Below are 14,307 nucleotides of genomic sequence, written 5' to 3' on the forward strand. Positions count from 1 at the left end.
GGCCGGATTGGAAAGATCCGGGGCTTGTACGGGATGAGCGGTTGTTTCTTGAGAACTCAACAGCGCGTGTTTGATTTTCTTTAAGCCATGTTTGTTTTGGCCCCGTCACACTTCGGTGTGAAGGGTTCCTTTGATTGGCCATCGGAAGATGGTCGGTCAGGATTACTTCTAGGTTTACCCGCCCAGGCCCCCTAGGGTGGCCGGGTCAGGGTTGTATGACCTTTATGGAGAGTTTGATCCTGGCTCAGGACGAACGCTGGCGGCGTGCTTAACACATGCAAGTCGAGCGGTAAGGCCCTTCGGGGTACACGAGCGGCGAACGGGTGAGTAACACGTGAGCAACCTGCCCCTGACTCCGGGATAAGCGGTGGAAACGCCGTCTAATACCGGATACGACCTGTCACCTCATGGTGGCGGGTGGAAAGTTTTTCGGTCGGGGATGGGCTCGCGGCCTATCAGCTAGTTGGTGGGGTAAAGGCCTACCAAGGCGATTACGGGTAGCCGGCCTGAGAGGGCGACCGGCCACACTGGGACTGAGACACGGCCCAGACTCCTGCGGGAGGCAGCAGTGGGGAATATTGCGCAATGGGCGAAAGCCTGACGCAGCGACGCCGCGTGGGGGATGACGGCCTTCGGGTTGTAAACCTCTTTTACCACCAACGCAGGCTCCCAGTTCTCTGGGGGTTGACGGTAGGTGGGGAATAAGGACCGGCTAACTACGTGCCAGCAGCCGCGGTAATACGTAGGGTCCGAGCGTTGTCCGGAATTATTGGGCGTAAAGAGCTCGTAGGCGGCGTGTCGCGTCTGCTGTGAAAGACCGGGGCTTAACTCCGGTTCTGCAGTGGATACGGGCATGCTAGAGGTAGGTAGGGGAGACTGGAATTCCTGGTGTAGCGGTGAAATGCGCAGATATCAGGAGGAACACCGGTGGCGAAGGCGGGTCTCTGGGCCTTACCTGACGCTGAGGAGCGAAAGCATGGGGAGCGAACAGGATTAGATACCCTGGTAGTCCATGCCGTAAACGTTGGGCGCTAGGTGTGGGGACTTTCCACGGTTTCCGCGCCGTAGCTAACGCATTAAGCGCCCCGCCTGGGGAGTACGGCCGCAAGGCTAAAACTCAAAGGAATTGACGGGGGCCCGCACAAGCGGCGGAGCATGTTGCTTAATTCGACGCAACGCGAAGAACCTTACCAAGGTTTGACATCACCCGTGGACCTGCAGAGATGTGGGGTCATTTAGTTGGTGGGTGACAGGTGGTGCATGGCTGTCGTCAGCTCGTGTCGTGAGATGTTGGGTTAAGTCCCGCAACGAGCGCAACCCTTATTCCATGTTGCCAGCACGTAATGGTGGGGACTCATGGGAGACTGCCGGGGTCAACTCGGAGGAAGGTGGGGACGACGTCAAGTCATCATGCCCCTTATGTCTTGGGCTGCAAACATGCTACAATGGCCGGTACAATGGGCGTGCGATACCGTAAGGTGGAGCGAATCCCTAAAAGCCGGTCTCAGTTCGGATTGGGGTCTGCAACTCGACCCCATGAAGGTGGAGTCGCTAGTAATCGCGGATCAGCAACGCCGCGGTGAATACGTTCCCGGGCCTTGTACACACCGCCCGTCACGTCATGAAAGTCGGCAACACCCGAAACTTGTGGCCTAACCCTTCGGGGAGGGAATGAGTGAAGGTGGGGCTGGCGATTGGGACGAAGTCGTAACAAGGTAGCCGTACCGGAAGGTGCGGCTGGATCACCTCCTTTCTAAGGAGTCTTTTGAAGGTCGGCATTTCCTACGCCGACCGGACTCGAAAGTGGACCCGGCCGGTACCCAGTGGGTACTGGTAACGGGAATGGTTTGAAGAAAACGAACTTTACTCCTGGTGACTAGAAGCACCAGGGGGCGCGCTGTTGGGTGTCTGAGGAAGCAACCTCTGGCTGCTGGCTCTCTCTTGCAGGGGGTTGGTGGCCGGTGTTGTTTCCCGCGGACCGCCTCTGAGAACTCTCAGATGTCTCCAGGACGAGGATCCTGGTGGTGTGAGTGGTGTCGGGGTGTGCGGTTGGTGTTTTGATTTGTGAATAGTGTGCGCGAGCATCTTATTATCTGTAGTGGCCAAGTGATAGTGGCACACGGTGGATGCCTTGGCATCAGGCGCCGATGAAGGACGTGGGAGGCCGCGATAGGCCACGGGGAGCTGTCAACCGAGCTTTGATCCGTGGGTGTCCGAATGGGGAAACCTAGCCCGAGTTGTGTCGGGTTGCCGCCACCTGAATGTATAGGGTGGTTGGTGGTGACGCGGGGAAGTGAAACATCTCAGTACCCGTAGGAAGAGTAAACAACAGTGATTCCCCTAGTAGTGGTGAGCGAACGGGGAAGAGGCTAAACCGTATGCGTGTGATAGACGGCAGTCGTTGCGTGTGCGGGGTTGTGGGGCGCATCTGTTCGGGTCTGTCGGCCCGGAGCGCTGATGCTGGTGATAGTTGAATCCGTTGGGAAGCGGAACCGTAGTGGGTGAGAGTCCCGTAGACGAAGTTGCCGGCTAGGTGTTGGTGTGTTCCCGAGTAGCGCGGAGCCCGTGAAATTCCGTGTGAATCTGGCAGGACCACCTGCTAAGCCAAAATACGTCCTGATGACCGATAGTGCACTAGTACCGTGAGGGAAAGGTGAAAAGTGCCCCGGTGAGGGGTCGTGAAATAGTACCTGAAACCGTGTGCTGTCAAGCCGTCAGAGCTGAAGCTTGTCTTTGGTGATGGCGTGCCTTTTGAAGAATGAGCCTGCGAGTCATGGTGTGTGGCGAGGTTAACCCGTGTGGGGTAGCCGTAGGGAAACCGAGTCTGAATAGGGCGATTGAGTCGCATGCTGTGGACCCGAAGCGGAGTGATCTACCCATGTCCAGGGTGAAGCGGGGGTAAGACCTCGTGGAGGCCCGAACCCACCAGGGTTGAAAACCTGGGGGATGAGGTGTGGGTAGGGGTGAAAGGCCAATCAAACTCCGTGATAGCTGGTTCTCCCCGAAATGCATTTAGGTGCAGCGTCACGTGTTTCTTGCTGGAGGTAGAGCTACTGTTTGGCTGATGGGCCCGACAAGGTTACTGACGTCAGACAAACTCCGAATGCCGGTTAAGTGAAGCGTGGCAGTGAGACTGCGGGGGATAAGCTTCGTAGTCGAGAGGGAAACAGCCCAGATCATCAGCTAAGGCCCCTAAGCGTGTGCTAAGTGGGAAAGGTTGTGGAGTTGCTGAGACAACCAGGAGGTTGGCTTAGAAGCAGCCATCCTTTAAAGAGTGCGTAATAGCTCACTGGTCAAGTGGTTCTGCGCCGATAATGTAGCGGGGCTTAAGTACACCGCCGAAGCTGTGAAGCCCAGGACTTGTTTCTGGGTTGGTAGGGGAGCGTCGTGCATCCGGGGAAGCTGCCGAGTGATCGTGTGGTGGAGGGTGTGCGAGTGAGAATGCAGGCATGAGTAGCGAAAGCAACGTGAGAAACGTTGCCGCCGATTGACTAAGGGTTCCTGGGGCAGGTTAATCCGCCCAGGGTGAGTCTGGACCTAAGGCGAGGCCGACAGGCGTAGTCGATGGATAACGGGTTGATATTCCCGTACCCGTGCACGAGCGTCCAGTATCGAGGCGACGGATGCTAACCACGCCGGCTCTTGGTGGTCCCTTCGGGGACGGCCTCTGAGCTGGTCTGGGAACCGATGTTGTAGTAGGTAAGTGATGGGGTGACGCAGGAGGGTAGCTCTACCCGGCGGTGGTTGTCCGGGGGTAAGCGTGTAGGCCGGTGTGTTGGCAAATCCGCACACCACGAGGGCTGAGACGTGATGCCGAGCCGTTTTTGGTGAAGTGAGTGATCCCATGCTGTCGAGAAAAGCCTCTAGCGAGTTCGTGTGTGGCCAGTACCCTAAACCGACGCAGGTGGTCAGGTAGAGAATACCGAGGCGTTCGGGTGAACCATGGTTAAGGAACTCGGCAAATTGTCCCCGTAACTTTGGGAGAAGGGGAGCCCTGTCTGGTGATGGACCTTTGCGTCTTGAGCTGGGTGGGGTCGCAGATAGCGGGGGGAAGCGACTGTTTATTAAAAACACAGGTCCGTGCGAAGTCGTAAGACGCTGTATACGGACTGACGCCTGCCCGGTGCTGGAACGTTAAGAGGACTGGTTAGTGGGTTTCGGCCTGCGAAGCTGGGAATCTAAGCGCCAGTAAACGGCGGTGGTAACTATAACCATCCTAAGGTAGCGAAATTCCTTGTCGGGTAAGTTCCGACCTGCACGAATGGCGTAACGACTTCCCCACTGTCTCAACCATGGGCCCGGTGAAATTGCACTACGAGTAAAGATGCTCGTTTCGCGCAGCAGGACGGAAAGACCCCGGGACCTTCACTATAGCTTGACATTGGTGTTTGGGATGGTTTGTGTAGGATAGGTGGGAGCCTGTGAGACTGTCACGCTAGTGGCGGTGGAGGCGTTGGTGAAATACCACTCTGACTGTTTCGGGCATCTAACTTTGGACCGTGATCCGGTTCGGGGACAGTGTCTGGTGGGTAGTTTAACTGGGGCGGTTGCCTCCCAAAGAGTAACGGAGGCGCCCAAAGGTTCCCTCAGCCTGGTTGGTAATCAGGTGTTGAGTGTAAGTGCACAAGGGAGCTTGACTGTGAGACGGACGTGTCGAGCAGGAGCGAAAGCTGGGACTAGTGATCCGGCACCGGCGTGTGGAAGCGGTGTCGCTCAACGGCTAAAAGGTACCCCGGGGATAACAGGCTGATCTTCCCCAAGAGTCCATATCGACGGGATGGTTTGGCACCTCGATGTCGGCTCGTCGCATCCTGGGGCTGGAGTTGGTCCCAAGGGTTGGGCTGTTCGCCCATTAAAGCGGCACGCGAGCTGGGTTTAGAACGTCGTGAGACAGTTCGGTCCCTATCCGCTGTGCGCGTTGGAGACTTGAGAAGGGCTGTCCCTAGTACGAGAGGACCGGGACGGACGAACCTCTGGTGTGCCAGTTGTCCTGCCAAGGGCATGGCTGGTTTGCTACGTTCGGGAGGGATAACCGCTGAAAGCATCTAAGCGGGAAGCTTGCTTCGAGATGAGGTCTCCTGCCTCCTTTGAGAGGGTAAGGCTCCCTGTAGACGACGGGGTTGATAGGCCGGGTGTGGAAGCCCTGTGAGGGGTGGAGCTGACCGGTACTAATAGGCCGAGGGCTTGTCCGCTGCAGATAATTGGTTGCTCGCGCATTTTTCACTGTTCACATGGTTTTCCTGTCGTGGACTGTGCTCCCTGCTGTTGTGGTGGGTTGAGTGTGGTGTGTGGTGGGTGTTGGTTTCCGTGGTGGTTATGGTGGGAGGGTCACACCCGGTCTCATTCCGAACCCGGTCGTTAAGTCTCCTTGCGCTGATGGTACTGCCCTGTGGTGGGGTGGGAGAGTAGGTTGCTGCCACGGTTTTTCGTTGAAGGGGGAGAGGGCTTTTTGGTCTTCTCCCCCTTTTTTTTGTGCCCGGGTTTGTGCGTTTGTGAATGGTGGGTGGTGTGGGGGTGTTGCGGGGGGTGGGGTCCCCCCGGTTTCCATTGGATCGTGGGTGTGGGTGGGTCCGCCAGGGGCTGGTGGCCGCCCTGTGGACAACCGGCGTCGACCGGCGCGGCCTCCTGCGGAGAGAGTCCCCACTGGCAGTGTGGCGGTGAGGAGCTGCGCCATGTCGTAAGCTGGGGGGACGAATACTATGACGCGCTGCTCCCAGTCAAGGTGGCAGCGCTTTTGAATGTTGACGGACGGGTTGGATGACTGAGGACAGCCGATCGGGAGACCGCGAGGACTCCGGAGCTAACGACCGTAGCGGTGGCCGCTCCGGGGCACCCGGCGGTCGGGGACGAGGCGAAGCACCCCGCTCCCGGTCCGGCTACGGCGGTGGCAGAGACGACAGAGACCGCGGAGGTGATCGTGGCCGTGGCCGGGATGACCGTGGTGGGTTCCGTGGCCGGGATGACCGTGACCGCCGGGACGACCGCGGCGGACCCCGCGGTCGGGACGACCGAGGCGGGTACCAGGGTCGCGATGACCGGGGTGGCCGTGGTCGTGACGACCGTCGCGGTGGCGGCGGTTTCCGCGATGACCGCGGGCGCGAAGAGCGCCGTGGCGGGTTCGACCGCCGTGACGACCGCGGTGTGCCCCGTGGCCGTGACGATCGTCGTGACGACCGCGGTGGGGCCGCCGGCCGGAACGACCGTGGTGGCTCCCCGCGTCGGGACGACCGTGGCGGGTTCGACCGCCGTGACGACCGTGGCGGCGCTCGTGGCCGCGATGACCGTGGTGGGTTCCGTGGCCGGGATGACCGTGACCGCCGGGACGACCGCGGCGGACCTCGCGGGCGGGACGACCGCCGCGACAACCGCGGGGGCTTCCAGGGCCGTGACGACCGGGGCGGCCGTGGCGGTTTCCGCGATGACCGTCGCGGTGGTGGCGGTTTCCGCGACGACCGCGAGAGGCGGCGTCCCCGGGAGGACCGCGACCCCGCGGACGTCGCCCCTCCGCTGCCGGACGAGGTCAGCTTCTCTCAGGTGGACCCGGACACCAAGCGCGACCTCAACTCCCTGCCGAAGTCGCTGGCCGAACTCGTCGGCAAGCACATCGTGGCCGCCGGCATGTTCGTCGACGAGGACCCCGAGCGCGCCTACGCGCACGCCGTCTACGCCCGTCGCAAGGCGTCGCGGCTGCCCAGCGTGCGCGAGGCCTCCGGCGTGGCCGCCTACACCGTCGGCAAGTGGCAGGAGGCGCTCTCGGACCTGCGCGCCGCACGGCGGATGAGCGGCCGGGACAACTTCCTGGCCATCATGGCCGACAGCGAGCGCGGTCTCGGTCGCCCCGAGCGTGCCTTGGAGATCGCCCACGACCCGGCGGCCGAGCAGCTCGACGCCGCCGACCGCATCGAGCTGCGCATCGTCGCGGCGGGTGCGCGTCGCGACATGGGCGACACGAAGGCGGCGCTGGCCGAACTCCAGGTGCCCGAGCTGAAGGAGCGGCGTGCCCGTCCCTGGGTGGCCCGCCTCTTCTACGCCTACGCCGACGTCCTGGAGGAGCTCGGCCGTGAGGAGGACGCACGCGAGTACTTCGCACGTGCGTCGTCCGTGGACAGCGAGGGCGTCACCGACGCCGACGAGCGGCTGGCCGCGCTGGAGGGCGTGGAACTGGTCGACATCGACATCGAGGACGGCATCGTCTGGACCGACGCCGAGGAGCCCGCGGAACTCGAGGAGGACGAGGGCCCGGAGCCCGGTCCGGCTCCCCGGGGACGGGACTGAGCACACCGAATGACGCGTCGTCGGGCGGCCCAGTGCCGCTCGGCGGCGCGGTCGTGCGCGTGGGCTCCCTGCCGCCGGCCCACGAGTCGGTGGTGTGTCTGACCTTCCTCGACGGTCGGCCGTTGCTGGTCCGCCACCGCGACCGGGCCTGGGAGTTCCCGGGCGGCCACACCGAACCCGGTGAGTCGGTCGAGGACACCGCGCGCCGGGAGGCCCTCGAAGAGGCCGGCGCCACGCTCGACGACATCCGGATCGTCGGCCACTACGTCCTGTCCAGCGGGCACGTCACCGTCGTCACCCAGGCGCGGGTCAGCGCGCTCGCGCCCATCACCGGTGACTTCGAGACGGTCGACGTGCGGGCGTTCGACACCCTGCCCGCGGACCTGTCCTGGCTGGACGGCATCTACGCCCATCTGCTGCGCGCGCTCGGCCTGCCCGGGGCACCGCGCTAGGGCGCGGGTGCCCCGGCCGGTCCGTGCGGCCGCCCGCTCTATCCGGCTGGGCGGACGTACAGGTCCTCGGTCCCCACCGGCTGGTACCCGAGCTTGCGGTTGATCGCGAGCATCGGCTCGTTGACCAGGCTGTTGCCGGTGAAGGCCCGGGTGAAGCCGCGCTCCCTGGCCCGGTGCAGAGCGACGGCCTTGGCGTGGCCGGCCAGGCCGCGCCCCCGGTACTCGCGCAGGGTGCCCGTCATCGAGGACTCCAGGCGGGTGTCGCCGTCGGATACGTAGCACGTGATCGCCACCGGCGTGCCGTCCAGGAGCAGTACCAGGCTCACGTCCAGGTCGGAGAGCGGGTGCTCCCAGATGTCCGGGTACCAGTCCGCATAGTTCTGGGGCGCTCCGGAGACCGGTCCGGGCTCGTCCTCAGCGGTGATCCGATCGATGTCGTACAGCACGCGCGGATCGCCTTCGTAGTCCGCCCACGAAAGCAGTTCGGCACCGGGCGGAGCCGGCGGGAGGTCGGGGAGGTCCTTCAGGTCCAACCCGAGGATGGCGTCCGACTCGGACCGCTCGTATCCGTGTTCCTCCAGCACGCGGCGCAGTTCCGGGCCGCCGTGCTGGATCGCCTCGTCGGCGGCGGCCACGCGGAGCGTGACGGCCCCCGCCTCGACCAGACCGCGTTCGGCGGCTTCCAGCAGGCGGTCCTCGACGCCCGTGCCGCGGTGGGCCGGGTCGACCGACATCAGGTACGTGATCCCCGAGGTCTCCTCGCCCTCGCGGCGATGGGCACGGGTGCGAACGAAGCCGACCACCGCGCCGCTCCGGTCCACCGCGACCAGTGTCCTGCGGTCGTCGTCGGTCTGTTCGCGATCATGGCGCCAGAGCATCGCGTCCTCGGTGAGGACCATGCTCGGGAAGGCCGCGTGGACGAGGGGGAAGGCGGCGGGGATGTCGTCGCGGGCCAGGGCACGGATCTGAATCGTCATGGGCCGAGGCTAGGTGAGCCCCTGCCGCCGCGCACGCTATTTTCGCGGGTCCCCGGCCGCCGCGGCCTGCTCCTGCGCCAGCCGGTCCAGCCAGTGCATGATGCCCGACACGTTGGCCTCGGGCCCGGCGAGGATGTCCAGAACCGCCGCGGCGTCCTGCGAGGCGTCCTCGGGCAGCGGCTTGTACCGGGAGACCACCTTGTCGCGGACCATGGCGACAGCGTGGTCGAGGTCGCCCTGGGTGCCGTGCGACTCCCGCACGGTCTCCACCCACAGCCGCAGCTCCGACTCGGCCCGGTCGATCGTCTCCGCGACGGTGTCGACGGCGCCGAAGTGGGAGAACATCAGGCGCTGCGCGTCGATGTCGCCGAACAGGCGCAGAGTGCGCAGACAGGCGTCCAGGTCGAAGTCCGGCGGAGGGGTCGCGGGGCGCACGTCGCCGGTGAGGGGGTTGTAGACGCCCAGGGCGTCGCCGACGTACAGGTCTCCGGTGAGCGTGTCGACCAGGCCCATGTGGTGCTTGGCGTGACCGGGCGCGTAGTGCGACACCAGCTTGCGGTCCGCGCCCAGATCGATCTCGCCGGTCTCGGCCACGGACCGGATCCTGGCCGCCTCGGTGGGGGACATGCGGCCGAACAGGACGTCCAGACGGTCGCCCCACACCATGGCGGCGCTGCTCATCAGACGGCTGGGGTCGGCCAGGTGCCGGGCGCCGCGCTCGTGGACCACGATCTCGGCGTTGGGGAAGAGGGCGGCCATGTCGCCGGTGCCGCCCGCGTGGTCGAGGTGGATGTGCGTGACGACGATGGTGGCGAGGTCCTCGGGCGCCAGCCCGAGCCGGGTGACGGCCTCGTGCAGGACCGGTGCGGAACCGGCGGTGCCGACCTCGACCAGGCAGGGCCGCTCCGAGCGGACGAGATAGCTGGACACGACCCCCGCGTATCCGGCCAGCATGGTGTCGATGGCGAAGATGTCGTCGCCCAGAGGGGTGATTCCCTCCGGCAGACGGCCTGTGTCCACGTCGTCGTGCACTGTCAGCACCCCTGTCTTCCTCGTCGTCCGCCGGGTGACCGAATCCGACTCTAGGACACCGGAGTTTCCACTGGTGGTGTCGGGGGTCGCGGTTGTCCACAGCCCGCAGGTTCGGCCTTGTTCTTCCGGCGGCTGCGGATGATCCTGGAATCAGCGCACACGCCCTCCACTCACGGCTCGGTTCCGTGCCCTCACCGCGCGGTGCGCCAGTTCCGCCGCTCCCAGAGCCCTGGAGGGCCACGCACATGCAGCACACCAGTACCGCGGCCACCGAGTGCCGCGACACGACACCGGAACCCGTCGCCGCGCCGGGCCGCGCCCCCGGGAAGAAGTCCTCCGCGCGGGGAGCGCGGTCGAGCCCGTCGGATGCGGCCTCCCCGCCCGCGGGTGCCCGCCCGTCCCGCCCGAGGGGCGGGTCCGGACCCGCGTCCGGGTCCAGGACCGCCCCCGGCGGGATGGACACCCCCGCGGGGGACGTGACCGACGAGGCGCCGGACCGGATCTCGGTCACCCAGGCCGCGGGGGCGCCGGACGAGGCGCCGGACCGGATCTCGGTCACCCAGGCCGCGGGGGTGTCGGGTGAGGCGCCCGACCGGGCCAAGGTGACCGAGGTCGCGGGTGTGTCGAGCGGGGCGCCGGACCGTACGCCGGTGACCGAGAACGTGGGGGCGCCAGGCGAGGCGGGTCCGCCCGGGCGTGCGAAGGCCTCCCGGTCCTCCGGAGCGGAGGGAAGGCGAAGGACGGCGAAGAAGTCCGCGTCCGGTGGGTCCACGGCTTCCGGGAAGACCTCGACGGCGGTGGCGTCAGGACCCGCCGCGACGTCACCGACGGCCGCGATCGACCCGGGCGTCACGGAATCCGACGGGGCCGGGGCACGGGCGGGTTCTCCGGAGACGGCGACACCGGCCCGGACCAGGGTGAGCGCCGTGTCAGGAACCGGGGAGAGGAGCCGGGACGCGGACACTCGGGGACTCGTGGCGTCGAAGCGGCCGGAGGGGCCCGCCGCGTCCGCGGGGGCCGTGGAGTTCGCCGGACCCGGGCGGGCGTCCGTGACCGTGGAACACGACCGTCGGCGTGAGGAGGTGGTGCCCGAGGACGAGCACCACAACGAGATCGTGCTGGTGGGCCGGGTGACGGCCGTACCGGTCGTGCGTGACCTACCCAGCGGGGACCGCCTGATGACCTGGCGGATCTGTGTGTCACGGCCACCGGACACGCGGTTCCGGGGCAGGCGGATCGACTCCATCACCTGCGTCAGTTTCGACACGGGGGTCCACGACGAGGTGCGGGAGTGGCGGCTCGGTGACGTGGTGCGGATGTCAGGGGCGCTGAGGCGCCGCACCTGGCGCGGATACGACGGTGTGCGGAGCGTTCACGAGGTGGAGGTGTGCGGCGCGGCCCTGGTGCGCGCCGCGGGGTCCCGTCGCGGGGCGGTGCACTGATGAACGGGTCGGAGTCACCAGCCCAGCCGGGCCAGAGCCGCGCGTGCGGACGCGCCGCCCGGGTCCACCGAGGTGTTCGCCCACACGGCCGCGCACAGGGCGCGCAGTCCGTCGAGCCGGTCCCCGGAGCCCTCCACCCGTACTGCGCCGTCCGCGGCCGTCACGGTCCATCCCCGGCAGCGGGCGCGGGGGCCGTCGACCAGCACGGCCGGGTGCGTTTCGTTCATCCCCGACACGTCCCACGCCAGGAACCGGGGGCGCTGGTGCGCGGGGGCCGCCAGCGCGTCCGCGGGCGTGGCCACACCGGACAGCACGAGCATGCCGGCGGCGCCGTGCGTGGTGGCGCCCTCGATGTCGGTGTCCAGACGGTCCCCCACGATGAGCGGGTTGCGGGCGCCCGTGCGCAGGATGCCCTCCTCGTGCAGGGGACGCATCGGCTTGCCGGCCACCACCGGCTCCACTCCCGTCGCGTGGGCGATCACCCGGACGAACGACCCGTTCGCCGGTGTGATGCCCATCTCGGAGGGCGCGGTGGCATCGGCGTTGCTCGCCACGTAGAAGGCGCCCCGGGCGACCGCCAGCGCGCCCTGTTCGAGCAGGTCCCGCGTGATGCGCGGGGTGTAGCCCTGGACGACGGCGACCACCGACGCGGTGGCCACCGTGACGGGGCGCAGGCCCATGCGGCGTACCGCCTGGCGGAGTCCGGTGTCGCCCACCACCAGCACGTCCGAACCAGCGGGGAAGCGTGTGCTGACCAGCCGGGCGGCGGCCTCGGCGGAGGTCACCACGTCCTCGGGGGAGGCAGCCACGCCCAGTCCGGTCAGGAGTTCGGCTATCCGTGCGGGCGTGCGGCCCGCGTTGTTGGTCACGAACGCGACGCGTGCGCCCGCGGCCCGCGCCTTGCCCACGGCCTCCGGTGCGGCGGGGACGGCGCTCGGTCCGATGTAGACCACACCGTCCAGGTCCAGGAGCATCGCGTCGTACAGCTCGTTGAGCGGGCGGTCGGCGGCGAGCAGCGACATGGTGGCGGGCCCACTTTCGCGTGGCGGACGTGGTCGCTCTCCAGGCTAGGGCGCGCGGCGTCCGTGGGCGGACACCGGTACCCGGTAGGGGGTGTGCGCTACGTCGCACGTTCCGGGGTGGCGGGCGGTTCGTGGGCCGGCGCGCGGGGCGGATCGTGGTGGTGGGAGCACGGGACCCGTGCCCGCCGAGGGCGCGGGCGGGGCGTTGCGGGCCGGGGCGGCGGGTGGCGTGGTGGTGCTGGCCCCAGGCCGACCGTACGGTCCTCCTCGTGGTGGTGGCCGGTGCCCGGCGCACAGCATGGACCCATGTTGTCGAGAGCAGTCGCCGTGATGCCGGTCCTGGCCCTGGCCCTGGCCGCCCTGTTGGTCCTGATATCGCCCGTACCCCCGGCCGGCGCGGAGCCGGTGGACTCCTCCGGAGTGGACGGGCCGCTGACGGCCGAGGCGGTGGACGCCTACGTGGAGGACTACGTCGAGTCCTCCCTCCTGCCGGGTGCGACCGTCGCCGTCACGCGGGGGTCCGAGGTCGTGCGGGTGGCGGGGTATGGGACCGACTCCCGGGGCGAGCCGATGACCGCCGACACCCCCATGGGGGCGGCCTCGGTGAGCAAGGCCTTCACCGGTCTGGCCGTGCTGCGGCTGGTCGAGGACGGGGCTCTCGGTCTCGACGACCGGGTGGTCCAGCACCTGGACGAGTTCACCATGGCCGACCCGCGCAGCGCCGACATCACCGTCGGTCAGCTGCTCACGCATACCTCGGGGATGTCCGACACCGCCTTCAGGGAGAAGAGCGAGCCCGCGCCGCCGGATCTGGAGGGCGCGGTCGCTCGCCTGGCCGGGGCCGAACTGGTCGCCGATCCCGGGGAGGAGTACCACTACCACAACCCCAACTACCACGTGGCTGCGCGTCTGGTGGAGGTGGTCTCGGGGCGGTCCTTCGGGGACTTCCTGGACGAGCGGGTCTTCGGGCCGCTCGGGATGTCCGACACGGTCTCGGTCGATACCGCGGCGGAGGTGTTCGAGGCGGGTGTGGCCCCTGGGCACATCGGGGTCCTGGGCAGACCGGTGGCGATCGCCGAGCCGGACGACTTCTACAACGGCGCGGGCGGGATGGTCACCACCGCCTCCGACATGGCTCGGTGGCTGATCGCCCAGAACAACGGGGGTGTGGGGCCGGACGGGGGCCGGGTCCTGTCGGCCGAGGGCATCGAACGCTCCCGTACGGCGCCCGGCGGGGACGCGCCGGGGCGGGACAGCGCCTTGGGGTGGTCCACGCGACCCGCGTCCGAGGGCACGCCGATGGTCTCGCACGGGGGTGTCCAGTTCACCTACACCGCGTACCACGCGCTGCTGCCGGAGAGCGGGTACGGGATCGCGGTGTTGGCGAACACCGGGCTCGGTGTCGGCGACGCCTCCGCCCTGCTCCACGGCCTGGTGGCGCTCGCGGACGGGGAGGAGCCCGCGGCTCCGCTCACGCCGGTGATGCTCGGGCTCGACGCGGCCATGGCGGTTCTGGTGACCCTGACCGTCCTCCTGGCCGTTCGCGGTGTGCGGCGTGCTGGGGCCTGGGCGTCGGCGACGCGGGACCGGGCCTGGTGGCGGACGGTGCCGCGGCTGGTGCCGGGTGTGGTGGTGATGGTCGCTGCGATGGTCCCGCACCGGTTGTTGTCGCCGTTGGCCGGGGGGCGCGACGTGCCCTGGGCGCACGTGTTCTATCTCGTGCCGGGCGTGTTCACGGCGCTGATGGTCGCCGCGGTCGCGTTCGCGGTGGTGTACGCGGTCCGGGCGGTGCGGCTGGTCCGGTCGGTCGCAGCGCGGAGACCGAGCGGGAGAGCGGGCGGAGGGGTCCCGTGTGCCCAGGGGCAGGGCTCGGGCGCCGGCCTCCACCAGGTGGGCGAGCGGTGACCCGTCGCCCAGTGGCAGGGGGTGGCCGATCGCGGACCCGGCGGGGACCGCGCGCGGTGAAGGAGGTCTGGGGGTGGGCACGGTGAGGGGGCAGTGCGGGCCGGCCGTGTCCGTCAGGGCGGGGGCGACGGCCGGGGAAGCGGAGGCGCACGGTCGGGGCGGGGCGCGAGGCACGGCGGTCTCCTGTCCGTCCGCGGTGGTG

The 14,307-nt window shown here is 67.2% G+C and carries 8 protein-coding genes and 3 rRNA genes; 7 read left to right on the forward strand and 4 right to left on the reverse strand.

Annotated elements, in window-relative coordinates:
• Window positions 1–221: 221 nt before the first annotated feature.
• The 3 genes from HNR10_RS25980 to rrf all read left to right on the forward strand — a co-directional run bounded on the left by HNR10_RS25980 (window position 222) and on the right by rrf (window position 5,422).
• Window positions 222–1,753, forward strand: a 16S ribosomal RNA gene (locus HNR10_RS25980).
• A 346-nt stretch (window positions 1,754–2,099) separates the two neighbouring features.
• Window positions 2,100–5,193 (forward strand): 23S ribosomal RNA (locus tag HNR10_RS25985).
• A gap of 113 nt (window positions 5,194–5,306) precedes the next feature.
• Window positions 5,307–5,422, forward strand: a 5S ribosomal RNA gene (rrf, locus tag HNR10_RS25990).
• The 16S, 23S and 5S rRNA genes sit together here, the layout of an rRNA operon.
• Before the next feature lie 275 nt (window positions 5,423–5,697).
• On the opposite strand, the gene HNR10_RS25995 is transcribed toward rrf, so the two are convergent.
• The gene (locus tag HNR10_RS25995) at window positions 5,698–6,603 is read right to left on the reverse strand and encodes a hypothetical protein (protein ID WP_179827939.1); all 906 of its coding nucleotides are present in this window, start codon (window positions 6,601–6,603) and stop codon (window positions 5,698–5,700) included.
• Between HNR10_RS25995 and HNR10_RS26000 the strand changes: the two genes are divergently transcribed.
• Window positions 6,535–7,275, forward strand: a complete 741-nt coding sequence (locus HNR10_RS26000) for a tetratricopeptide repeat protein (RefSeq protein WP_312889421.1) — start codon at window positions 6,535–6,537, stop codon at window positions 7,273–7,275. The genes HNR10_RS25995 and HNR10_RS26000 overlap by 69 nt on opposite strands.
• 53 nt (window positions 7,276–7,328) lie before the next feature.
• The gene (locus tag HNR10_RS26005; RefSeq protein WP_179829970.1) at window positions 7,329–7,727 is read left to right on the forward strand and encodes an NUDIX hydrolase; all 399 of its coding nucleotides are present in this window, start codon (window positions 7,329–7,331) and stop codon (window positions 7,725–7,727) included.
• Window positions 7,728–7,765: 38 nt separating this feature from the next.
• On the opposite strand, the gene HNR10_RS26010 is transcribed toward HNR10_RS26005, so the two are convergent.
• Window positions 7,766–8,704, reverse strand: a complete 939-nt coding sequence (locus HNR10_RS26010; protein ID WP_179827941.1) for a GNAT family N-acetyltransferase — start codon at window positions 8,702–8,704, stop codon at window positions 7,766–7,768.
• A 36-nt stretch (window positions 8,705–8,740) separates the two neighbouring features.
• Window positions 8,741–9,736, reverse strand: coding sequence for an MBL fold metallo-hydrolase (locus HNR10_RS26015; RefSeq protein ID WP_179829971.1), 996 nt, complete (start codon window positions 9,734–9,736; stop codon window positions 8,741–8,743).
• Between the two features lie 974 nt (window positions 9,737–10,710).
• Between HNR10_RS26015 and HNR10_RS31455 the strand changes: the two genes are divergently transcribed.
• Complete coding sequence (locus HNR10_RS31455; protein ID WP_376769775.1) at window positions 10,711–11,178, forward strand: single-stranded DNA-binding protein; 468 nt, start codon at window positions 10,711–10,713, stop codon at window positions 11,176–11,178.
• Between the two features lie 14 nt (window positions 11,179–11,192).
• Here the strand turns inward: HNR10_RS31455 and HNR10_RS26025 are convergent, their stop codons facing one another.
• Entirely contained in the window at window positions 11,193–12,200 is a 1,008-nt protein-coding gene (locus tag HNR10_RS26025) for an HAD-IIA family hydrolase (RefSeq protein WP_179827949.1), read from the reverse strand.
• Between the two features lie 306 nt (window positions 12,201–12,506).
• On the opposite strand from HNR10_RS26025, the gene HNR10_RS26030 reads away from it, so the two are divergent.
• A complete protein-coding gene (locus HNR10_RS26030; RefSeq protein WP_246406419.1) occupies window positions 12,507–14,105 on the forward strand; it encodes a serine hydrolase domain-containing protein in 1,599 nt (532 codons plus the stop codon).
• Window positions 14,106–14,307 lie beyond the last annotated feature (202 nt).

It is taken from the genome of Nocardiopsis aegyptia (genome assembly GCF_013410755.1).
GTDB classification, from domain to species: domain Bacteria; phylum Actinomycetota; class Actinomycetes; order Streptosporangiales; family Streptosporangiaceae; genus Nocardiopsis; species Nocardiopsis aegyptia.

Coding starts and splice junctions, on each gene's coding strand:
- HNR10_RS26010 (WP_179827941.1), bottom strand. CDS start 8,704: ATGACGATTCAGATCCGTGCCCTGGCCCGCGACGACATCCCCGCCGCC.
- HNR10_RS26025 (WP_179827949.1), bottom strand. CDS start 12,200: ATGTCGCTGCTCGCCGCCGACCGCCCGCTCAACGAGCTGTACGACGCG.
- HNR10_RS26030 (WP_246406419.1), top strand. CDS start 12,507: ATGTTGTCGAGAGCAGTCGCCGTGATGCCGGTCCTGGCCCTGGCCCTG.